The 20,591-nt window shown below is 65.0% G+C and carries 19 protein-coding genes; 4 read left to right on the forward strand and 15 right to left on the reverse strand.

Annotation, left to right across the window (positions count from 1 at the left end):
* Nucleotides 1-58: 58 nt before the first annotated feature.
* On the reverse strand, nt 59-1,273 hold the full coding sequence (gene cbiE / locus BLV47_RS26665) for a precorrin-6y C5,15-methyltransferase (decarboxylating) subunit CbiE (protein WP_092319216.1): 1,215 nt from the start codon (nt 1,271-1,273) through the stop codon (nt 59-61).
* A gap of 132 nt (nt 1,274-1,405) precedes the next feature.
* Here cbiE and cobG point away from each other — a divergent pair, with 132 nt between their 5' ends.
* From cobG to cobJ, 4 genes are read left to right on the forward strand one after another with little or no spacing between them, the layout of a single operon-like run.
* Nucleotides 1,406-2,719 carry a precorrin-3B synthase gene (gene cobG / locus BLV47_RS26670; protein ID WP_092319218.1) on the forward strand — a complete coding sequence of 438 codons (1,314 nt, stop codon included), beginning with the start codon at nt 1,406-1,408 and terminating at the stop codon, nt 2,717-2,719.
* Nucleotides 2,712-3,338, forward strand: a complete 627-nt coding sequence (locus tag BLV47_RS26675; RefSeq protein WP_092319220.1) for a precorrin-8X methylmutase — start codon at nt 2,712-2,714, stop codon at nt 3,336-3,338. Before cobG ends, BLV47_RS26675 begins: the two co-directional genes overlap by 8 nt.
* A complete protein-coding gene (locus BLV47_RS26680) occupies nt 3,338-4,069 on the forward strand; it encodes a precorrin-2 C(20)-methyltransferase (RefSeq protein WP_092320572.1) in 732 nt (243 codons plus the stop codon). Before BLV47_RS26675 ends, BLV47_RS26680 begins: the two co-directional genes overlap by 1 nt.
* The gene (cobJ, locus tag BLV47_RS26685; protein WP_092319222.1) at nt 4,069-5,790 is read left to right on the forward strand and encodes a precorrin-3B C(17)-methyltransferase; all 1,722 of its coding nucleotides are present in this window, start codon (nt 4,069-4,071) and stop codon (nt 5,788-5,790) included. Before BLV47_RS26680 ends, cobJ begins: the two co-directional genes overlap by 1 nt.
* Nucleotides 5,791-5,863: 73 nt before the next feature.
* On the opposite strand, the gene BLV47_RS26690 is transcribed toward cobJ, so the two are convergent.
* From BLV47_RS26690 to aroQ, 14 genes are all read right to left on the reverse strand, one after another.
* The gene (locus BLV47_RS26690; RefSeq protein ID WP_244168956.1) at nt 5,864-6,292 is read right to left on the reverse strand and encodes an SMI1/KNR4 family protein; all 429 of its coding nucleotides are present in this window, start codon (nt 6,290-6,292) and stop codon (nt 5,864-5,866) included.
* 11 nt (nt 6,293-6,303) lie between these two features.
* A complete protein-coding gene (locus tag BLV47_RS26695) occupies nt 6,304-6,849 on the reverse strand; it encodes a CPCC family cysteine-rich protein (protein WP_092319224.1) in 546 nt (181 codons plus the stop codon).
* Nucleotides 6,850-6,872: 23 nt separating this feature from the next.
* Nucleotides 6,873-7,325, reverse strand: a complete 453-nt coding sequence (locus BLV47_RS26700) for a hypothetical protein (RefSeq protein WP_092319226.1) — start codon at nt 7,323-7,325, stop codon at nt 6,873-6,875.
* Nucleotides 7,326-7,358: 33 nt separating this feature from the next.
* Entirely contained in the window at nt 7,359-7,955 is a 597-nt protein-coding gene (locus BLV47_RS26705; RefSeq protein ID WP_092319228.1) for a MarC family protein, read from the reverse strand.
* A 63-nt stretch (nt 7,956-8,018) separates the two neighbouring features.
* Nucleotides 8,019-10,805 (reverse strand): hybrid sensor histidine kinase/response regulator, encoded by a 2,787-nt coding sequence (locus BLV47_RS26710; protein ID WP_092319230.1) that lies wholly within the window; start codon nt 10,803-10,805, stop codon nt 8,019-8,021.
* A gap of 99 nt (nt 10,806-10,904) precedes the next feature.
* Nucleotides 10,905-12,194, reverse strand: a complete 1,290-nt coding sequence (purD, locus tag BLV47_RS26715; protein ID WP_092319232.1) for a phosphoribosylamine--glycine ligase — start codon at nt 12,192-12,194, stop codon at nt 10,905-10,907.
* A gap of 169 nt (nt 12,195-12,363) precedes the next feature.
* A complete protein-coding gene (gene purH / locus BLV47_RS26720; protein WP_092319234.1) occupies nt 12,364-13,971 on the reverse strand; it encodes a bifunctional phosphoribosylaminoimidazolecarboxamide formyltransferase/IMP cyclohydrolase in 1,608 nt (535 codons plus the stop codon).
* 81 nt (nt 13,972-14,052) lie between these two features.
* Nucleotides 14,053-14,373 carry a DNA-binding transcriptional regulator Fis gene (fis, locus tag BLV47_RS26725; protein ID WP_003186237.1) on the reverse strand — a complete coding sequence of 107 codons (321 nt, stop codon included), beginning with the start codon at nt 14,371-14,373 and terminating at the stop codon, nt 14,053-14,055.
* The gene (dusB, locus tag BLV47_RS26730) at nt 14,370-15,383 is read right to left on the reverse strand and encodes a tRNA dihydrouridine synthase DusB (protein ID WP_092319236.1); all 1,014 of its coding nucleotides are present in this window, start codon (nt 15,381-15,383) and stop codon (nt 14,370-14,372) included. Before dusB ends, fis begins: the two co-directional genes overlap by 4 nt.
* Before the next feature lie 196 nt (nt 15,384-15,579).
* Nucleotides 15,580-16,884 carry a DUF3426 domain-containing protein gene (locus BLV47_RS26735; protein ID WP_092319238.1) on the reverse strand — a complete coding sequence of 435 codons (1,305 nt, stop codon included), beginning with the start codon at nt 16,882-16,884 and terminating at the stop codon, nt 15,580-15,582.
* A gap of 30 nt (nt 16,885-16,914) precedes the next feature.
* The gene (gene prmA, locus BLV47_RS26740) at nt 16,915-17,793 is read right to left on the reverse strand and encodes a 50S ribosomal protein L11 methyltransferase (RefSeq protein ID WP_092319240.1); all 879 of its coding nucleotides are present in this window, start codon (nt 17,791-17,793) and stop codon (nt 16,915-16,917) included.
* Nucleotides 17,794-18,040: 247 nt separating this feature from the next.
* Nucleotides 18,041-19,402, reverse strand: coding sequence for an acetyl-CoA carboxylase biotin carboxylase subunit (accC, locus tag BLV47_RS26745; protein WP_060837343.1), 1,362 nt, complete (start codon nt 19,400-19,402; stop codon nt 18,041-18,043).
* 17 nt (nt 19,403-19,419) lie between these two features.
* Nucleotides 19,420-19,881: an acetyl-CoA carboxylase biotin carboxyl carrier protein gene (gene accB, locus BLV47_RS26750; protein ID WP_060837344.1), complete on the reverse strand. Its 462-nt coding sequence runs from the start codon at nt 19,879-19,881 to the stop codon at nt 19,420-19,422.
* A 48-nt stretch (nt 19,882-19,929) separates the two neighbouring features.
* Nucleotides 19,930-20,382 carry a type II 3-dehydroquinate dehydratase gene (aroQ, locus tag BLV47_RS26755; RefSeq protein ID WP_092319242.1) on the reverse strand — a complete coding sequence of 151 codons (453 nt, stop codon included), beginning with the start codon at nt 20,380-20,382 and terminating at the stop codon, nt 19,930-19,932.
* Between the last annotated feature and the right edge of the window lie 209 nt (nt 20,383-20,591).

The raw sequence follows: 20,591 nt of genomic DNA on the forward strand, positions 1-20,591 counted from the left end.
GGGCGCACGGCGGTGTTTGGGGCGGACGCTTTCGCGGGCAAGCCCGCTCCTGCAAGGTTCATGGCCGGTCCAGGGGTTTGTGCAGGTCCAGCAGGGTGATCGGCAGGGCCTGGCGCCAGGTATCGAATTCCCCCAGGGGCTGGGCCTGGGCGATATGGATGCGGGTCAGCTCGCCGCCATGGGCTTGGCGCCAGTGCATCAGGGTCATTTCACTTTGCAGGGTCACCGCGTTGGCCACCAGGCGTCCGCCGGGCTTGAGCCGTTCCCAGCAGGTGTGCAGCACGCCCTCGCGGGTTACCCCGCCGCCGATGAACACCGCATCGGGGCGCTCCAGCCCGGCCAGGGCCTGGGGCGCGCTGCCGCGAATCAGTTGCAGCCCGGGCACGCCGAGCACGTCACGGTTGTATTCGATCAACTGCTGGCGGCCGTCGTCGGCTTCGATGGCCAGGGCCCGGCAGCTGGGGTGTGCGCGCATCCATTCGATGCCGATGGAGCCGCTGCCGGCGCCCACATCCCAGAGCAGTTGGCCGGGCACCGGGGCCAGGCGGGCCAGGGTGATGGCGCGCACGTCACGCTTGGTCAGCTGGCCGTCGTGGCGGAAGGCCGAGTCCGGCAGGCCGGCCAATCGGGACAGTTGCGGCGTATCGGCTGCCGCCCGGCATTCGATTGCCAGCAGATTGAGGTCGGCCAGCGCCGGATCGCTCCAGTCATCGGCGCTGCTGTCCAGGCGCCGTTCCAGAGGGCCACCCAGGTGCTCCAGCACCGTCAGGCGGCTCGGGCCGAAACCGCGTTCACGCAGCAGGCCGGCAATCGCCGCCGGGCTGTGGCGGTCATTGCTCAGCACCAGCAGGCGCACGCCGCTGGACAGCTGGGCATTGAGCGCGGCAATCGGCCGGGCCACCACCGACAGCGTGACCACGTCCTGCAGCGCCCAGCCCAGGCGAGCAGCGGCCAGGGAATAGGAAGAGGGGAAAGACACTACCTGCAACTCGTCGGCCGGCAGTTGCCGGGCCAGGCTGGCACCGACGCCGAACAGCATCGGATCGCCGCTGGCCAGCACACAGACTGGCGTCCCGCGTTGGCTCAGCACCGGCTCCAGCGAGAACGGACTGGGCCACAACTGGCGTTCGCCGCGGATGCAGGCCGGCAGCAGATCCAGCTGACGCTGGGCGCCGATGATCCGCGAAGCGCCCAGCAGGGCGTGGCGGGCATTCCTGCCCAGCCCCTTGAAGCCGTCTTCACCGATTCCCACTACTGTCAGCCAGGGCGACATCTATCTTCCTCAAACCTAAGGTTCCGACCGGCAGGCATTTTCATGCCTTCGGACAAAGCAGGCATAATACCGCGCCTTCGTTGACGAAGCGCTTTTCCCACACTGCCGGTTGCCCCTTTGAACGAACGCCCTATGTCCACCGCCATCCGCCCCTCGGCCTGCCCGGGATTGCTGCGCATCGTCCCGGCGCTGGACGGCGGCATCTGCCGGATCAAGCTGGCGGGCGGGGTCATCAGTGCCGCCCAGGCCAGGGCGGTGGCCGAGGCGGCGCAGGCCTATGCCGGCGGTGTGATCGAGGCCACCAACCGCGCCAACCTGCAGATTCGCGGGATCGGTGTCGAGCATCAGGCCCTGATCGATGCACTCCTGGCGGCGGGCCTGGGGCCGACCACCGCCGCCGGTGACGATGTGCGCAACCTGATGCTCAGCCCCAGCGCCGGCATCGACCGGCAAATGCTGATGGACACCCGTGCCCTGGCCGGGCAGATCCTGGCGACCTTGCAGAGTCACCCGCGCTTTCATGAACTGTCGGCCAAGTTCGCCGTGCAGCTCGATGGCGGCGAAGCCCTGGCCATGCTCGAACATCACCACGATCTGTGGCTGGCGGCGGTTATGCATGAAGGGCAGTTGCTGCTGGCCTTCGGCCTGGCCGGCAGCCCTGTGGATAAACCCCTGGCGGCGGTGCCCGAGGCACAGGGGCATGAGCTGCTGGTGGCCGTGCTGGAGCTGTTTCTCGAGCTGGCCACCCCCGAGCAGACGCGGATGCGGCATTTGCTGGAGCGAGTGCCGGTAGCGGATTTCCTGGCCCGACTGAACCTGCGCCTGAGCCGCCCCTTGCTGAGCATTGACCACTGGCAGCGCCCGGCCGCGGTGGCAGGCTTGCACCTGGGAACTTATCCACAGCGTGAACGCGACCGGGTCTATGTCGGTGCGGTCGCGCCCCTGGGGCGCCTGGACCCTGCCATGCTGCGCGGCGCCGCCCAACTGGCCGAGCAATACGGCGACGCCAGCCTGCGTTTCACGCCCTGGCAGAGCCTGTTGCTGCCGGGCGTTGCCCCGGCGGAGGCCGCCACAGTCACCGCCCGCCTGGAGCAATTGGGACTGTTGTGCCGTGCTCGACAATCCCTGGCCCACCTGATTGCCTGCACCGGCTCCAGTGGCTGTGGCAAGGCCCTGGCCGATACCAAGGGCGACGCGCTTGAGCTGGCGCAGCTGCTGCAGCGTCACGGCCGGCAGGCGGCCGTGCACCTGTCGGGTTGCCCGCGTTCCTGCGCTGCCGCCCACGTGGCGCCGGCCACGCTGCTGGCGCAGGCCCCAGGGCGCTACGACTTGTATTTACGCGACGCTGCGCAGCCGGGTTTCGGCACGCTGCACGCACGCAACCTTTCTATTGCAGCGGCAGAGGCCCTGCTTGATGCCCGCCTACGGAGCTCCCTAGATGATTGATTACATCCGCGACGGTCAGGAGATCTATCGCAACTCCTTCGCGATCATTCGCGAAGAAGCCAAGCTGGATCGCATTCCGGCCGACCTGGAAAAACTCGCGGTTCGGGTGATCCACGCCTGCGGCATGGTGGAGGCCATCGACGGCCTGCAGTTCTCGGCGGGCGCAGGCAAGGCCGGGCGTGAGGCCCTGGCCGCCGGGGCGCCGATTCTCTGCGATGCGCACATGGTGTCCGAAGGCATCACCCGGGCGCGCCTGCCGGCCAACAACCCGGTGATCTGCACCCTGCGCGACGAGCGCGTGCCGGAGCTGGCCCGGGAGCTGGGCAACACCCGCTCGGCAGCGGCCCTGGAGCTCTGGCGCCCGCACCTGGAGGGCAGCGTGGTGGTGATCGGCAATGCCCCTACCGCACTCTTCTACCTGCTGGAAATGCTCGACGCCGGCGCGCCGAAGCCGGCGCTGATCCTTGGCTTCCCGGTGGGCTTCGTCGGGGCGGCCGAGTCCAAGGCGATGCTCGCTGCCGACAGCCGTGGCGTGCCGTTCGTGATCATGCAGGGGCGCCTGGGCGGTAGCGCCATGGCCGCCGCCGCCGTCAATGCCCTGGCCACGGAGGTCGAATGATGCAGCAACCTGGACGTTTGATCGGCCTTGGCGTGGGCCCCGGTGATCCGGAACTGATTACCCTCAAGGCCTTGCGCCTGCTGCGCGAATCGCCGGTGGTGGCGTACTTCGTGGCCAAGGGCAAGAAAGGCAACGCCTTCGGCATCATCGAGGCGCATTTGCAGGACGCCCAGACCCTGCTGCCTCTGGTCTATCCGGTGACCACCGAGGTGCTGCCGGCGCCGCTGTCCTACGAGCAAGTGATCAGCGACTTCTACGACGGCGCCAGCCAGGAGCTGGCGCTGCACCTGGATGCCGGCCGCGACGTGGCGGTGATCTGCGAAGGCGACCCGTTCTTCTACGGCTCCTACATGTACCTGCACGATCGCCTGGCCGAGCGTTACCAGGCCGAAGTGGTGCCGGGTGTGTGTTCGATGCTGGGCGGCGCCTCGGTGCTGGGTGCGCCCCTGGTGTATCGCAACCAGAGCCTGTCGGTGCTCTCGGGCGTGCTGCCCCATGACGAACTCAAGCGCCGCCTGGCAGACGCCGATGCGGCGGTGGTGATGAAGCTGGGGCGCAACTTCCCCAAGGTGCGTCAGGTCCTGGAAGAACTGGGACTGGCGCAGCGGGCGCTGTATGTCGAGCGCGCCACCATGGCCAACCAGAAGATCGTGCCGCTGGATGAAGTGGAGCCGATGTCCTCGCCGTACTTCTCGCTGATCATCGTGCCTGGCGAAAGGTGGCAAGGCTGATGGCCCGTTCAACTCCGGCCATCGTCATCCTGGGCCAAGGCAGCCTCGACACCGCGCGGCAGATCCAGCGCCTGTACCCCGACTCGTTGATCCACGGTCTGGCGGAACGGGTCGAAGGCGCCGACCGGATCTATCACGAATTCGGCGCGACGTTGCGCCAGTTGTATCAACAGGACACGCCGATCATCGCCCTGTGCGCGGCCGGCATCGTCATCCGCACCCTGGCCCCGCTGCTGCTGGAAAAGGGCGCCGAGCCGCCGGTGCTGGCCGTTGCCGAAGACGGCAGCGCCGTGGTGCCGTTGCTGGGTGGCCTGGGCGGGGTCAACGTCATGGCCCGGGAAATCGCCGCCGGCCTTGGCGTGGCCGCGGCCATAACCACCAGCGGTGAGCTGCGCTTTGGCACCTGCCTGCTGAACCCGCCCAGCGGTTATGCCCTGGGCGACCTGGAACTGGGCAAGCGTTTTGTCTCCGATCTGCTGGGTGGCGAGAGCGTGCGCATCGAAGGCGCCGCGCCCTGGCTGGCGGCGGCCAAGCTGCCCGAGAGCGATCAGGCCCGCCTGACCATTCGCGTCGGTTCCGCCGAACGCGAACCGGCGGCCAACGAACTGCTGATCTACCCCCGCAGCGTCCTGGTTGCCTGCCGTAGGAGCCAGCTGGCTGGCGACAGCGATATCGGCCTTGCCACGCAAATCCGCGAGGCCCTGCATCAGGCGCGGATCGCCGTGCAGTCCGTAGCCTGCCTGCTGGCCGCCGACAGCGACATGGCCGAGCGCAGCCTGCACCAGGCGGCTGCCGAACTGGGGGTGCCGCTGCGCTTTCTGCCGGCCACTGGCAGTGTCGCCGAACTGGCACAACAGGCGGTGCCGCAATTGCTGCCGCCGCTGAAGATGGGTGAGGACATCGCCATCGCCGTGGCCAACCAGCCCCTGGACCCCGAACAGATCGGCCGACCCCGCGGGCGCCTGGCGGTGATCGGCCTTGGCCCTGGTGCCGCCGAACTCATGGTGCCGGCGGTAAAAGCCGAACTGGCTCGGGCCAACGACATCCTGGGTTATGAAACCTACGTGCGCATGGCCGGTCCGTTCCGCGCCGATCAGGTCATGCACTGCACCGACAACCGTGAAGAAATGCAGCGTGCCCGGCACGCCTTCGAGCTGGCGGCCCAGGGCCGTTCGGTGGTGGTGGTGTCGTCTGGCGATCCTGGCGTGTTCGCCATGGCCGCGGCGGTGCTCGAAGCCCTGCACGAATCCAGCGACCCGGCCTGGCACCGGGTCGAGCTGGAGATTCTCCCCGGGGTTTCCGCATCCCTGGCGACTGCCGCCCAGGCCGGTGCGCCGCTGGGCCATGACTTCTGCGTGCTGTCGCTGTCGGACAACCTCAAGCCCTGGGAGATCATCGAGAAGCGCCTGGACCTCGCCTCCCAGGCCGATCTGGCCCTGGCTTTCTACAACCCGATTTCCCGCTCGCGGCCCTGGCAACTGGGTCGGGCCCTGGAGATCGTGCGCCAGCACCGCACGCCGCACACCCCGGTGGTGCTGGGGCGGGATATCGGTCGTCCGGGGCAGACCTTGCGGGTCATCACCCTGGGCGAGCTGACCCCGGAGCAGGTGGACATGCGCACCATGGTGCTGGTGGGTTCTTCCACCACCTGCGTGTTCCCCCGCGCCGAGGGCGGCGAGTGGGTGTATACCCCGCGCTGGTACGGCGAAAAACCACTGTAGGAGCCGGCTTGCCGGCGAAGAGGCCCACGTGTCGTGCATGCCCGGTTGGACGCCTTCGCCGGCAAGCCGGCTCCTACGGGTCGCAGGGGGCGGCGGTCAGCAGCCAGTGGATGAATTCGAAGAAGCTGGCCCAGCGGGCGGGGAGGCGGCCGGCGACGAAAGCTTCCCAGTCGCCCAGGTCGAAATCCCAGACGCCGCCGCTGATCTTGTCCAGCAAGTAGCCGCCTTGACCTTGCAATGAGGTGAAGGCGACGAAGTTCTCTGGCAACTCCCAGACTTCATGAATGAACTCGGTGCCCATCAGGATCTCCTCGGTGGGCTCGGCGATATCCATCAGCACTTCGTAGCTCCCCCGGCTTTCGAAATCGGCGGGGTGATAGGCCAGGTAGATCTGCGCGAACTCGCTGTCCAGGGCGATCCCCAGGTTGTTCAGCGCGCGGGTGACCTCGGCGGTGTCGGGGCGCGGGCGGAAGCTGGGCTGGGATTCGATCAGGGTGACCAACTGCTAGGGAATCATGGGCTGTCCTTGCTGATGTGTGGCCATTTGTCCAAGGGCAGGCGGCCCAGCTGCTGGGTAAAGTGTTCCCGGGCCTGGCCCAGGGTTTTGTGGTTGGGTCCGCTCAGCACGTCCAGCGCCTGACTGCCGTCGTCTTCCCAATGGCACAGGTCGCAGATCTGGTATTCGCCCCGCGCCGACAGGGTTCGATAGCCGCAGCAGGGGCAGGCCTCCAGGTACTCGGTGTCCGCGCTGACGGCGTAGTCGCCGAGGCCGGCTTCGCGCAGGCTGCGCCTCAGGTAGCCGTGGGTCACGCCGCGGTATTCGGCGCGCAGGGCGATCAGCAGCAGGGCGTCGTAGCGCGGGTCCTGCACCTCTTCCGGGGGCTCCGGCTGCGCCCTGATCTGTTGCTGCAGGCTGGGTGACAGTGCGGCGAACTCAAGGTCGTCGCTGTCTATTCCCCACCAGTTCAGGAGGTGGGAGGCGCGGGCGGCGGGGTCGAGGCCGGGCAACCGCTGGCGGCTCAGCAGGTCGATGGCGGCGTTGGCGGTCAGTCTTTTCATCGGGCTCGGTGTGGGTGGGCGGTTCATGGCCAGGTCAGGATCAGCTGATCCGGGCGCTGCAGAGGGATCCGCACGCTGACACCGCAGGTCGACTCGGCATAAAGGTGCCGGTCCTGGATCTCGACCCGGTTGAAGGGATGGGTGTCCCTCAGGACCAGCAGCCAGATCAGGGCCTCAGAATCCTTCTCCTGCAATGCCAGGAAACCATCCCCGCCGTGGGCGGCACACTCGCCGGCTCGGGCCTGCAAAGCTCCGTCGCCGGCGGCGCACAACGCCAGGGTCGCGAGGCCCTCGCCGTCCTGCTGAGCGCTGTAGTCCGAGGCCGGCATCCAGACCTTGTTGATCAGTCGGGGATGTTCGTGGGGCAGCTCGAACAGGCAGTAGAAGCCCGAGCCCAGGGCGAGGGAGTTGTCCCTGGGATAGCGTTCGTCCTGCCATCTTTGCTGGATGAGCTGGCGATCTTCATGGCTGGGCATGTGACATTCCTTGTCCGCTGGGTCGAGCCGCTGCTAGGGCACCAGATAGCCTTTGACCCCGGTGAAGATGATCTGCGCCGCCAGGGCACAGACGAACAGCCCCATCAGCCGGCTGACGATCTGCAGGCCCTGGTCGCCGAGGATGCGCTCGATGCGGTTGGACAGGTACAGCACCACGCCCACGGTGAGGCTGGCCAGGGCGATGCTGAGGATGGCGGTGAGCTTGTCGTCCCAGTGCGGCTGGCTGACTCCCATCACCAGCAGGGCGCCGATGGTGCCCGGGCCCACGGTCAGGGGGATGGTCAGCGGGACTATGGTCACGTCCTGCTGCACGTTGTCGCTCTGCACCGCCGACTTGCCCTGGGCCATGCCGAGGGCGGAGATGAACAGCACGCTGCCGGCACCGATGCGGAAGGCGTCCACGGTAATGCCGAACACGCTGAAGATCACTCGACCGAACAGGTACAGCAAGACGCTGGACACCAGGGTGGCGAGGGCGACTTTCCAGGCCAGGCGCCGGCGCTCCTTGGAGGAGTAGCCGCGGGTCAGGCTGATGAAGCACGAGAGGACGAAGAATGGGCTATAGAGCACCAGCATCTTCAGGTAAACGCTGAACAGCACGTGGAGCATGGTGGAAGCTCACGACTAGGGAGGGCGAGCGAGAGTTTAACAGGCGCCGCAGAGGCTGTCGGCTCAACTGGTGTGGGCGGCGCTGCGTTCGCGCAGATCGCGCTGGGTGACCCAGTGCTCCACCAGCTCGCGCAGTTGCGAGAGTTCCACCGGCTTGGCCATGTGCCCGTCCATGCCGGCCTGGCGCGCGCGCTCCTTGTGCTCGGCGAGGATGTGCGCGGTCAGCGCCACCACCGGGGTGCGCACCCGCTGGTTGCCCACTTCCCAGGCACGCAGTTGCTGGGTGGCGGAGAAACCATCGAGCACTGGCATCTCGCAGTCCATCAGCACCAGGTCGTAGCGCTTGGCCTTCATCGCCTGCAGCGCTTCCTCGCCGTTGCTGGCGGTGTCGGGCTGCAGGTTGAGCTTGCCCAGCATGCCGCGGATGACCTTGGTGGAGATGCTGTTGTCCTCGGCCACCAGGATGCTGAAGTCGCTGGGAACCGTGACCTGCTCAGGCCCCGGGGCCGGGGTCAGGGGCATGTTGTAGGGCGCGGCAGGGGCCTTGTCGCGCTGATTGAGCTCGTCGGCCAGGGTAGTCTTGAGGGTGTAGCCGGCCACCGGCTTGGCGAGGATGCGCTTGATCCCGGCATTGCGCGCAATCACCTTGCTCGGCGCGTTGCTGATGCCGGTGAGCATGATCAGCAGGATGTCGTGGTTCAGGCTCGGGTCTTCCTTGATCTTGGCCGCCAGTTGCATGCCGGTCATGCCGGGCATGTTCTGGTCCAGCAGCACCACATCGAAATAGTCCCGCAGGTGCGCCTTGGTCCGCAGCAGGGCCAGGGCTTCCTTGCCCGAAGGCACGGCGCTGACGTTCAGGCCCCAGGCGCTGCATTGCTGCACCAGGACCTTGCGGCAGGTGTCGTTGTCGTCCACAACCAGCACTCGCGCGCCCTGCAGCGGGCCATCGAGGTCGGCGGTCGGGTGTTCCAGGCGCTCGGCGTCCAGGGGCAGGGTCAGCCACAGGGTGCTGCCCTGGTTGGTGCCGCTCTTGATGCCGAATTCGCCGTGCATCAGCAGGATCAGCTGACGGGCGATAACCAGGCCCAGGTTGCCCCCCAGGCGGGTGGTGGCGAGGAAGTTCTTGCTGTGCAGCTCGGTGTGCAGCAGCGCTTCGCGCTCTTCGGCGTCCATGGGCTGGCCGCTGTCCTGCACGGCGATGCGCAGGCGCGGTTTGCTGCTGCGCTCGTCGATGGCGACGACGATCAGCACTTCGCCTTCGTCGGTCTTCTTCAGGGCATTTTCCAGCAGGCTCAGCAGCGCCTGGCGCAGGCGCGTCGGGTCACCGCTGATGACTCGCGGCACCTGAGGCTGGATAAAGCTGATCAGCTCGACGTTCTGCTGTTCGGCCTTGGCCCGGAAGATGCTCAGGCAATCCTCGATCAGGGCATTGAGGTCGAACTGCACATCGTCCAGCTCGATCTGCCCGGACTCCAGCTTGGAGATGTCGAGGATCTCGTTGATCAGGGTCAGCAGCTCGTTGCCGGCGCTGTGGATGGTTTGCACGTAGTCGCGCTGCTTGACCGACAGGGGGGTGCCCAGCAGCAGCTCGGTCATGCCCAGCACGCCGTTCATCGGGGTGCGGATCTCGTGGCTGATCTTGGCCAGGAACTCGGCCTTGGCGTTGACCTCGGCGGTGCTGGCAGCCAGGTCGCGGCTGACGCTGAAGCGGTTCTCGGTGATGTCGCGCTGGCGTTCGCCCAGGGCAATGCTCATCAACAGGCCGGCGACGCAGACCACGCTGAGCAGGGTGACGATCAGCCCTTGCGGGGCCACCAGGGTCAGGCCCAGCAGGGCCGGGAGAATCACCAGGGTGCCGAGGTTGAAGATCACCATGGCGGTGACGAACAGCCGTGCCGGGCGGTAGCCCTTGTGCCAGTGATAGGCGCCGACGAACAACATGCTCAGGCCGGCCAGGGCCACCAGGCTGTAGGTGATGATGTTCAGCGGCAGGGTGTTGACGAACAGCAGCAACAGGCCGAACAGGCTGATCAGCAGGATGTTGCCCAGCAGCAACCGGTTCAGCGGGTGCGGGCCCAGCGGGGCGAAGAAACGGTAGGCGAACATCATCCCGCAGGGCGCAGTCAGTAGCAGCGCCAGGTAGGCGCCCGGGGTCTGCAAGGCTTGCCAGTCCGGCAGCCACGGGCCGAACAGGTTCAGCAGCATCAGCAGGCTGAGGGTCAACAGTCCCTCACAGGCCGCCAGCCACAGGCTGCTGCGTGAGCGGGTGTAGGCGAAGCGGGTGAGGTTATGCAGGATCAGCATCGCCAGGCAGCCGAACAACAGGCCGTAGATCAGGGTCTGGCTCTGGTCGGCGGCGCTCATCACCGCCGATTGCAGGGTGATGTAGGGGCGCAGTTCGTGTTCGGACACCAGCCGCAGGTAGACCTCCAGCGGCTTGGCGCTTTGCGGCAGCGGCAGCATGAAGTCGCTGCTGGGCAGGGGCTTTTCCGTTTGTGGCTGGCTGGAGCCGGTGTTCACTTGCTCGATCAGCTTGTCGCCGTCGAGCACGTAGAGATTCAGGTGGGACAGGTCGGGGGCGAAGATCCGCAGGATCTGTTCGTGGGGCCCGGGTTGCAGCTTGAAGCGCAGCCACAGCGCGCCATCGGGTTCGGCTGCGGTCAGCTTGTCCAGCTCGATGGGGCTGAACTGGTTGGTGTAGCGCGGGGAGCGGATGTCACTGAGCTGCAGATCGGCCTGTTCGTCGAGCAACACCGCCCAGCCACTGCCTTGAGCGGCCAGGGCCGGATTCAAGCAGAGCAGGGTCAGCAATGTGACGGTGAAGCCTAAGGCGATCCTGAGCCAGCGCACGGCGAAATCCCTTCATTGGTTGATGCCTGATTATAACTATGCGCGGCGTAATGACCGCACGGCAAGGGCGCCAGGCCCTTGCCGGGGACAGGGGCGGCTTTACTCCTGACCGCGCTCGCGGGCAATGGCTCGGTAGCCGATGTCCTTGCGGTAGAAGCAGCCTTGCCAGTCGATCTTGGCCGCCAGGCGGTAGGCTTGCTGCTGGGCCGCGTCGACGCTGTCGCCCATGGCGGTGGCGCAGAGTACCCGGCCGCCGGAGGTCACGATCTGACCGTCCTTGAGCGCGGTGCCGGCGTGGAAGACCTTGCCTTCCAGGGCCGCCGCCGCGTCCAGGCCGCTGATGGCCGCACCCTTGGCGTAGTCACCAGGATAGCCGCCGGCTGCCAGGACGATGCCCAGGCTCGGGCGTGGATCCCACTGCGCTTCGACCTTGTCCAGGGCCTGGGCCAGGGCGGCTTCGACCAGCAGCACCAGGCTCGACTGCAGGCGCAGCATCACCGGCTGGGTTTCCGGATCGCCGAAGCGGCAGTTGAACTCGATGACTTTCGGGTTGCCGGCCTTGTCGATCATCAAGCCGGCATAGAGGAAGCCAGTGTAGACATTGCCTTCCTCGGCCATGCCGCGCACGGTGGGCCAGATCACCTGATCCATCACCCGCTGGTGCACTTCGGCGGTGACCACCGGTGCTGGCGAGTAGGCGCCCATGCCACCGGTATTGGGGCCAGTGTCGCCGTCGCCGACGCGCTTGTGGTCCTGGCTGGTGGCCATCGGCAGCACGTTCTTGCCGTCGACCATGACGATGAAGCTGGCTTCCTCGCCGTCGAGGAATTCCTCGATGACCACGCGGGAACCGGCTTCGCCGAAGGCATTGCCGGCGAGCATGTCGCGCACGGCCTCTTCGGCTTCGGCCAGGGTCATGGCGACGATCACGCCCTTGCCGGCGGCCAGGCCGTCGGCCTTGATCACGATCGGCGCACCCTTTTCCTGCAAGTAGGCCAGGGCCGGCTCGATTTCGGTGAAGTTCTGGTAGTCGGCGGTCGGGATCTTGTGACGCGCGAGGAAATCCTTGGTGAAGGCTTTCGAGCCTTCCAGCTGCGCGGCGCCGGCGGTCGGACCGAAGCAGTCCAGGCCACGGGAGCGGAACAGATCCACCACGCCGGCTACCAGCGGCACTTCCGGACCGACGATGGTCAGGGACACATTCTTCTCGGCGAAATCGGCCAGCTGTTCCAGGGCCAGGACGTCGATGGCGACGTTCTCGCACTTGGCTTCGATGGCGGTGCCGGCGTTGCCGGGGGCGACGAATACTTTTTCGACCCGTGGGTCCTGAGCGACTTTCCAGGCCAGGGCGTGTTCGCGACCGCCGCTACCAATGATCAAAACGTTCAAGTCAGACTCCTTCGGAGGAAGCTACAAGCCGCAAGCTGCAAGTGAAGAGCAATCTGGGTCGCTCTGAAGTGCGGCGTGCGGCTTTGAATGAGAAAGGCTGCAAGTGCAAGCAAGGGCGATTGCGATCGGCTCTGGCTTGTCGCTTGCAGCTTGATGCTTGTGGCTGCTGTTAGTGACGGAAGTGGCGCATGCCGGTGAAGACCATGGCAATGCCGGCTTCGTCGGCAGCGGCAATCACTTCTGCATCACGCATCGAACCGCCGGGCTGGATCACCGCGGTGATGCCGACCTTGGCGGCGTTGTCCAGGCCGTCGCGGAACGGGAAGAACGCGTCGGAGGCCATCACCGAACCCGCGACCTGCAAACCGGCGTGTTCGGCTTTGATCGCAGCGATCCGCGCCGAGTTCACACGGCTCATCTGGCCGGCGCCGACGCCGATGGTCTGGCGGTTCTTGGCGTAGACGATGGCGTTGGATTTAACGTACTTGGCGACTTTCCAGGCGAAGATCAGGTCGTTGATCTCCTGCTCGGTGGGGGCGCGCTTGGTCACGACTTTCAGGTCATCGGCGCTGATCATGCCGATATCACGGCTCTGCACCAGCAGGCCGCCGTTGACGCGCTTGTAGTCCCAGGCCGGAACCCGGTCGGCCGACCACTGGCCGCAGGCCAGCAGGCGCACATTGGCCTTGGCGGCGACAATGGCGCGGGCTTCTTCGCTCACCGACGGGGCGATGATCACTTCGACGAACTGCCGCTCGACGATGGCCTTGGCGGTGTCGGCGTCCAGTTCGCGGTTGAAGGCGATGATGCCGCCGAAGGCCGACTCGGTGTCGGTGGCGTAGGCCAGCTCATAGGCCTGGCGAATGCCGCCTTCGGCGTCCGGGCTGACCGCCACGCCGCACGGGTTGGCGTGCTTGACGATGACGCAGGCCGGCTTGACGAAGCTCTTCACGCATTCCAGGGCGGCGTCGGTGTCGGCTACGTTGTTGTAGGACAGCTCCTTGCCTTGCAACTGGGTGGCGGTGGCAATGCCGACTTCGGCAGGCTTGGCTTCCACGTAGAACGCCGCGCTCTGGTGCGGGTTCTCGCCATAGCGCATTTCCTGGGCCTTGATGAACTGGCTGTTGAAGGTCCGCGGGAATTCGCTGCGGCCTTCTGTGCTCAGGGTTTGCGCGGCCTGGTTCACGGTGCCCATGTAGTTGGCGATCATGCCGTCGTAGGCGGCGGTGTGTTCGAAGGCCTTGAGCATCAGGTCGAAGCGCTGGGCGTAGGTCAGGCCACCGGCCTTGAGGCTTTCCAGGACGCCGGCGTAGTCGCTGGCATTGACCACGATGGCCACGTCCTTATGGTTCTTGGCCGCTGAGCGGACCATGGTCGGGCCGCCGATGTCGATGTTCTCGATGGCGGTCGGCAGGTCGCAGCCCGGCTTGGAAATGGTGGCTTCGAAGGGGTAGAGGTTGACCGCCACCAGATCGATCGGCTTGATCCCGTGCTCGTTCATGATGGCGTCGTCGATGCCGCGACGACCGAGGATACCGCCGTGGATTTTCGGGTGCAGGGTCTTGACCCGGCCATCCATCATTTCCGCGAAACCGGTGTAGTCCGCCACTTCCACTGCGGACACGCCGTTGTCCTGCAGCAGCTTGAAGGTCCCGCCGGTGGAGAGGATCTCCACGCCAAGGGCTTCCAGTTCCTTGGCGAATTCGAGGATCCCGGTCTTGTCGGAAACGCTGATCAAGGCGCGGCGGATCGGCAGGCGGGTAGTCTGGTCGGTCATCTCAATTTCCATCAAAAGCAAAGGAGTCAGCAAAAAAGGCGACCGTTTTTACGCGGGCGCCTTTCTGGTTTGATTGAATGCTTACAACAAATCGTACTGCTTGAGTTTCTTGCGCAGGGTGCCGCGGTTCAGGCCCAGGAGTTCGCTGGCCTTGGTCTGATTGCCCTTGACGTAGTTCATCACGCTTTCGAGCAACGGAGCCTCGACTTCGGAGAGCACCAGGTTGTACACGTCCGTGACGGCAGCGCCCTCAAGGTGGGCGAAATAATTGTGCAGCGCCTTCTCGACACTCCCGCGAAGGGTCTGGCCTTCTTCGCTGGGGGTATTGAGGTGCTGTTTCAAATTCACGTTGTCGCTCACGGGTGTTGTTCCACTCACTAAAGTCTCGGTCATCATCGTCATGCGGCCACCCCTTCTCCGTCCCCTGTTTCCAGGCTCTTGTAACGTCCGGCAAAGAACTCACGAACGTTGGCGCATTGTGCTTCCGTATCTTCCAAACGATTGAAGTGGGCGCGAAACTCCCTGGCGCCCGGCAGGGTTGCGAGATACCAGCCCACATGCTTGCGTGCGATGCGGACGCCCATGACCTCCCCATAGAAGGCATGCAGCGCGGCCAGGTGCTCTAGCAGAATACGTTCCACTTCGAACAGCTCCGGTGCCGGAAGGCTCTCACCGGTGCGCAGGAAGTGCTCGATCTCACGAAAAATCCACGGCCGCCCCTGAGCGGCCCGGCCAATCAACAGCCCGTCGGCGCCGGTGGCATGCAAGACCTGCCGGGCTTTTTCGGGTGAGTCGATATCGCCGTTGGCAAAGACCGGGATCGACACCGCCTGCTTGATCGCGGCAATGGTGTCGTACTCGGCTTCACCGGTGTACAGGTCGGCCCGGGTCCGACCATGGACCGCCAGCGCCGTGATGCCTGCCTGTTCGGCGATCTTCGCCACCGTCAGGCCGTTCTTGTTCTGCCGGTCCCAGCCGGTGCGGATCTTCAGGGTGACCGGTACATCCACCGCGGCCACCACCGCCTGGAGAATCTCGTTGACCAGGGCTTCGTCTTTCAGCAACGCGGAGCCGGCGGCCTTGTTGCAGACCTTCTTCGCCGGACAACCCATGTTGATATCAATAATCTGTGCGCCCAGCTCGACGTTGGCGCGGGCGGCGTCTGCCAGCATCTGTGCATCGCCACCGGCAATCTGTACCGAGCGTGGCTCGGGATCGCCTTCGTGGATCATGCGCAACCGCGATTTGCGGCTGTTCCACAAGCTCATGTCGCTGGTGACCATTTCCGAGACTACAAGGCCCGCGCCCAACTGCTTGCAAAGCTGACGAAAGGGCTGGTCGGTGACCCCCGCCATCGGGGCGAGAATCAAGCCGTTGTGCAATGTATATGGGCCGATGCGTACCGCCGACATAGGACTTCCCTGTTGTGGGGCCGGATCATGGGAGTTCGAAAAAGGGTTGGCATGATACCCGCTCTCGATGACCGGATAAAGGCTGAATTGGATAAAATCTGAACAGTTATTCCGTTATCGCTCCGGGATCAATCTGAGCGATGCAGTCATAAATCTGTCTTCAATTCAGAGTTGTTCGCCAGCTCGTTCAGCCGATTCACTCGGGCGAGTGGAAACTGAGACTGTAGTTCACGGCTTTCGGTCCGGGGTCAAGAATGTCCAGGGCGATGTGAATTGGCGTCTGCGGCGGCATTTCCGCCACATCCTGCATCTCACCGCCCAGGTACTCCCCGGGTTTGAAGCTGCGGCTGGCGATCAGGTGGCCGTTGAGGTCGGCGAAGCGCAGTTCCAGCAGCGGGAAGGGTTGGGAGAACGGCGCACGGTTGTAGATGATGGCGTCCACCACCAGCGCCCCACTGAATTCCGGATGGCTGCGCACTACCAGGTTGCTGCTCTTGATCCGGGCGATGTCCACCCGGGATGGCACCGTGCAGCCGAACTCCGGGCACAGTTGCTGGAACCAGGGGCGGTACTGGTCCTGGCGCGCCAGTTCGTCGAAATGGTAGGCGATGTACTGGCCCGCCAGGCCGCCAGCGGCCAGCAGGATCAACAGCAGCCAGAGCAGGCGCCGGCCCCAGGGCGAGCGGCGTTTCTGCCAGTCGAGGTGTATGGGGTCATCCACCAGGTCCAGGAGGACGTCTTCCGCCACGGCGGGTTCACTGCGTTCACGGCGCTTCTTGCCATGGGGGGCGTCCGCTTCGTCGTCCTGCTCGGCGCCGTCTGCCGAGATCCGGGCGTCGAACGGCTCCAGGTCGTCATCCAGGCGCAGCTTGGGGGCTTTCGGTTCGTCTTCCAGGTCCGCCAGGTTGAAGGACAGCGACGGTTCGGTACGGCTGTGCCGGGGCGGCTCGGGGGCGGGCTCGTCCGGCTGTGCCTGGACCTTGAGGGCGACAGGTTGCGGCTCGTCGTGTTCAGCGGCGCTGCCAAACAGGCCGTCGGGCCAGTGGGCATCATCGGCGTCCTGCGGGTCGCGGCGGGCGCTGAGGCTGCCTTCCTTGTGTTCCCGCTCCTGGCCAAAGGCCTTGGCCGGCTGGATCTCGCGCTGTTCGAGCTTGGCCAGTTCCTCGTCGAGGTCCAGGTGATCCAGGTCCATTTCGGCAGCCGACCATTGTTTCTGGCTGATGGCGCGCTGCATGGCGGGCGCCGCTGGCGTGGGGCTGGCGGCGGGCTCGGCTGGTGGCTCGACGGGAGGCGCTGCCGCAGGCGCGGGCGCCGCTTTCGCCACCGGCCTGGACGCTGCGCTTTCCTTCGCGGCGCGCTGCTCCAGCAATTGCCGCGCGGCGTTGAACACCTGCAGGCAGGAGCCACAGCGCACCACCCCGCGGGCCACGCTCAGTTGAGCGTGGCTGACGCGGAACCTGGTTTGGCAATGTGGGCATTGGGTGACGAAACTGTCGGTCATGCGGCCATCCGGATTATGCAGGCGGCCATTCTAGCGCCGACGGCCGGTGATGCGCACCCAGCCATCGAGGGTGGCGATCGGATCCAGATCGAAGTCCTGGGCATAGGCCGCGGCGACCTCTTCGCCTTGCTCGGCGAGGATGCCGGAGAGCGCCAGGCGTCCGCCGGACTTGACCAGGCCCGACAGTTGCGGAGCCAGGGCCACCAGCGGGCCGGCCAGGATGTTGGCCACCAGCACGTCGGCCTGGACCTGCGGCAGTTGCTCGGGCAGGTACAGCGGGAACAGCTCGTCGGCGATGCCGTTGCGCCCGGCGTTGTCCCGGGAGGCTTCCAGGGCCTGTATGTCGATGTCGGTGCCGACCGCGTGGCGGGCGCCCAGCAACAGCGCGGCGATGGCCAGGATTCCCGAGCCGCAGCCGAAGTCCAGTACGTTGCAGTCCTTGAGGTCCTGGCTATCCAGCCATTGCAGGCACAGGGCGGTGGTCGGGTGGGTACCGGTGCCGAACGCCAGGCCCGGGTCCAGCAGAAGGTTGACCGCATCCGGCTCCGGCGCGGCGTGCCAGCTGGGGACGATCCACAGGCGCTGGCCGAAGCGCATCGGCTGGAAGTTGTCCATCCAACTGCGCTCCCAGTCCTGGTCTTCGATGACTTCGCTGTGGTGCTCGGGCAGTGGAGCGCCGGTCAGCAGTTCCAGGTGGGCGAGCACGCTGGCGGCCTCGGTGCCGCCTTCGAACAGGGCCAGCAGGTGGGTGTGGGACCACAGCGGGGTGGTGTTCAGTTCGGGTTCGAAGATCGGCTGATCCTCGGCGTCCATGAAGGTGACCGAAACGGCACCGACTTCAAGAAAAGCGTCTTCATAGGTTTCGGCTTGTTCTGGGCTGATGGCGAGACGGACTTGCAGCCAAGGCATGGCGGGCACCTTTGAAAATATGTGATGTGCAGCCTAGCGGGCCGCGAGAAGCGCGCAAGTTTACGCGAGACGCCCCGTGGGAGCGAGGGGGGATGCCGAGTGCTGGGTTGCGGTGGCGGTTGATTGGGGGGATGCACGCAATGGTCGCTGGGTGGTTCGCGAGCAAGCTCGCTCCTACGGAGGAAGGGGGAATGGCGGATACGACAAGGCCGCTCGAAAGCGGCCTTGTCGGTGTGGCGGATGCCGATCAGTGTTGCTCGGCCAGCTTGTGCTCGAGGTAGTGAATGTTCACCCCCCCTTTGCAGAAGCCTTCGTCACGGGTCAGGTCGCGGTGCAGCGGGATGTTGGTCTTGATCCCGTCGACGACGATTTCGTCCAGCGCATTGCGCATGCGCGCCATGGCTTCGTCACGGCTGCTGCCGTAAGTGATCAGCTTGCCGATCAACGAATCGTAGTTCGGTGGAACCGCGTAGCCGCTGTACAGGTGCGAGTCGACGCGCACGCCGTTGCCGCCCGGGGCATGGAAATGCTTGACCGTGCCTGGGCTTGGCATGAAGGTTTTCGGGTCTTCGGCGTTGATCCGGCATTCCAGCGCGTGACCGCGGATGACCACGTCATCCTGGGTGAACGACAGCTTGTTGCCGGCGGCGATGCTGAGCATCTCCTTGACGATGTCGATGCCGGTGACCATTTCCGATACCGGGTGCTCCACCTGCACACGAGTGTTCATCTCGATGAAGTAGAAGCGGCCGTTCTCGTACAGGAACTCGAACGTACCGGCACCGCGATAGCCGATGTCGATACAGGCCTTGACGCAACGGGCAAAGACTTCCTGGCGCGCAGTCTCGTCGATGTCCGGTGCCGGAGCTTCTTCGAGGACCTTCTGGTGACGGCGCTGCAGCGAGCAGTCGCGATCGCCCAGGTGGACGGCATTGCCCTGGCCGTCGGACAGCACCTGAACTTCCACGTGACGTGGGTTGGTCAGGAACTTTTCCAGGTAGACCATCGGGTTGCCAAACGCCGCGCCGGCTTCGGAGCGGGTCAGCTTCGCCGAGGCGATCAGGTCTTCTTCCTTGTGCACCACGCGCATGCCGCGACCACCGCCGCCGCCAGCGGCCTTGATGATCACTGGATAGCCGACTTCACGGCCAATGCGCAGTGCGGTTTCCTCGTCTTCCGGCAGCGGGCCGTCGGAACCTGGAACCGTAGGAACGCCGGCCGCGATCATCGCGTGCTTGGCGGAAACCTTGTCGCCCATCAGGCGGATGGTTTCAGCTTTCGGGCCGATGAAGGCGAAGCCGGAGTTTTCCACCTGTTCGGCGAAGTCGGCGTTTTCCGCCAGGAAGCCGTAGCCAGGGTGGATCGCCGTAGCGCCAGTGACTTCAGCGGCCGCGATGATGGCCGGGATGTGCAGGTAGGACTGCGCGGCTTGCGCAGGCCCGATGCAAACGGATTCGTCCGCCAGGCCCAGGTGCATCAGCTCCTTGTCGGCCTTGGAGTAGACGGCGACGGTCTTGATCCCCATTTCCTTGCAGGCACGCAGGATCCGCAGGGCGATTTCGCCGCGGTTGGCGATCAGGACTTTTTCCAACTTCGCAGGCTTCAACATCAAAGACTCTCCGCGGTTCAAACGATGGTGAACAGCGGTTGGTCGTACTCAACCGGCTGGCCGTCTTCGACAAGAATGGATTCGATCACACCGCTGGTTTCAGCTTCGATGTGGTTCATCATCTTCATCGCTTCGACGATGCACAGGGTGTCGCCTTTCTTCACGCTCTGGCCGACTTCAACGAAGGCTGGCGAGGTAGGCGAAGACTTGCGGTAGAACGTACCGACCATTGGCGAACGGGCCACGGTGCCGTTCAGTGCAGGTGCAGCCGGGGCGGCAGGAGCAGCAGCGGCCGGGGCGGCGGCAGCGGCAGGCGCAGCAGCGGGAGCGGCCACTGGGGCTGGAGCGTAGTACTGCTGGGCTGGAGTCTTGCTGTGACGGCTGATGCGTACGGACTCTTCGCCTTCCTTGATTTCCAACTCGTCGATGCCGGACTCTTCCAGCAGCTCGATCAGTTTCTTAACTTTACGGATATCCATGAATCATCAACTCCCAAGGGTCGGTCAGGGGCGTTTATTGCCTGTCGTTCAAGCACTTGCCTGTCGTTCAAGCTGTTCTAGGGCGGCCTCCAGGGCCAGTCGGTAACCGCTGGCGCCAAGGCCGCAGATCACTCCCACCGCAACATCGGAGAAGTAGGAGTGATGGCGGAAAGCTTCGCGTTTGTGCACGTTGGATAGATGCACTTCGATGAATGGGATGCTCACCGCCAGCAGCGCGTCACGTAATGCGACGCTTGTATGCGTAAAAGCTGCTGGATTGATCAAAATGAAGTCCACGCCTTCATCGCGGGCGGCATGGATGCGCTCGATCAATTCGTACTCGGCATTGCTCTGCAGGTACTGCAGATGGTGCCCGGCATCACGGGCCCGCTGCTCCAGATCCTGATTGATCTGGGCCAGGGTGGTTGCACCGTAGACCCCCGGTTCACGGGTGCCGAGCAGGTTCAGGTTGGGGCCGTGAAGCACCAGTAGGGTGGCCATCGGTCGTTCCTTGTTGTCGGGGGCTGTTGTCAGAACCCGGCGACTATGCCGGAAAGACTTTATGACTGTCCAGTTCTCGGCAATAGCCAGCACGATGAGCGATGTTTGCGCAAAATATGTGACTGACTGATGAAATCCGGTCACTTGCCTGCAAGAAGGGAGCACTACAGTGCCTGGCGTCGATTTCGCCGATGTTGGGCTGAGAAGGG

It is taken from the genome of Pseudomonas saponiphila, assembly GCF_900105185.1.
Lineage (GTDB): Bacteria > Pseudomonadota > Gammaproteobacteria > Pseudomonadales > Pseudomonadaceae > Aquipseudomonas > Aquipseudomonas saponiphila.

Bases quoted from the DNA above. Each gene is read 5' to 3' on its own strand.
- BLV47_RS26675 (WP_092319220.1), top strand. From the start codon at position 2,712: ATGATTGATTACATCCGCGACGGTCAGGAGATCTATCGCAACTCCTTC.
- BLV47_RS26705 (WP_092319228.1), bottom strand. From the start codon at position 7,955: ATGCTCCACGTGCTGTTCAGCGTTTACCTGAAGATGCTGGTGCTCTAT.
- BLV47_RS26700 (WP_092319226.1), bottom strand. From the start codon at position 7,325: ATGCCCAGCCATGAAGATCGCCAGCTCATCCAGCAAAGATGGCAGGAC.
- BLV47_RS26735 (WP_092319238.1), bottom strand. From the start codon at position 16,884: ATGACCGACAGTTTCGTCACCCAATGCCCACATTGCCAAACCAGGTTC.
- accB (WP_060837344.1), bottom strand. From the start codon at position 19,881: ATGGATATCCGTAAAGTTAAGAAACTGATCGAGCTGCTGGAAGAGTCC.
- accC (WP_060837343.1), bottom strand. From the start codon at position 19,402: ATGTTGAAGCCTGCGAAGTTGGAAAAAGTCCTGATCGCCAACCGCGGC.
- cobJ (WP_092319222.1), top strand. From the start codon at position 4,069: ATGGCCCGTTCAACTCCGGCCATCGTCATCCTGGGCCAAGGCAGCCTC.
- BLV47_RS26695 (WP_092319224.1), bottom strand. From the start codon at position 6,849: ATGAAAAGACTGACCGCCAACGCCGCCATCGACCTGCTGAGCCGCCAG.
- aroQ (WP_092319242.1), bottom strand. From the start codon at position 20,382: ATGGCCACCCTACTGGTGCTTCACGGCCCCAACCTGAACCTGCTCGGC.
- fis (WP_003186237.1), bottom strand. From the start codon at position 14,373: ATGACGATGATGACCGAGACTTTAGTGAGTGGAACAACACCCGTGAGC.
- purH (WP_092319234.1), bottom strand. From the start codon at position 13,971: ATGACCGACCAGACTACCCGCCTGCCGATCCGCCGCGCCTTGATCAGC.
- cbiE (WP_092319216.1), bottom strand. From the start codon at position 1,273: ATGTCGCCCTGGCTGACAGTAGTGGGAATCGGTGAAGACGGCTTCAAG.
- cobG (WP_092319218.1), top strand. From the start codon at position 1,406: ATGTCCACCGCCATCCGCCCCTCGGCCTGCCCGGGATTGCTGCGCATC.
- prmA (WP_092319240.1), bottom strand. From the start codon at position 17,793: ATGCCTTGGCTGCAAGTCCGTCTCGCCATCAGCCCAGAACAAGCCGAA.
- dusB (WP_092319236.1), bottom strand. From the start codon at position 15,383: ATGTCGGCGGTACGCATCGGCCCATATACATTGCACAACGGCTTGATT.
- BLV47_RS26680 (WP_092320572.1), top strand. From the start codon at position 3,338: ATGCAGCAACCTGGACGTTTGATCGGCCTTGGCGTGGGCCCCGGTGAT.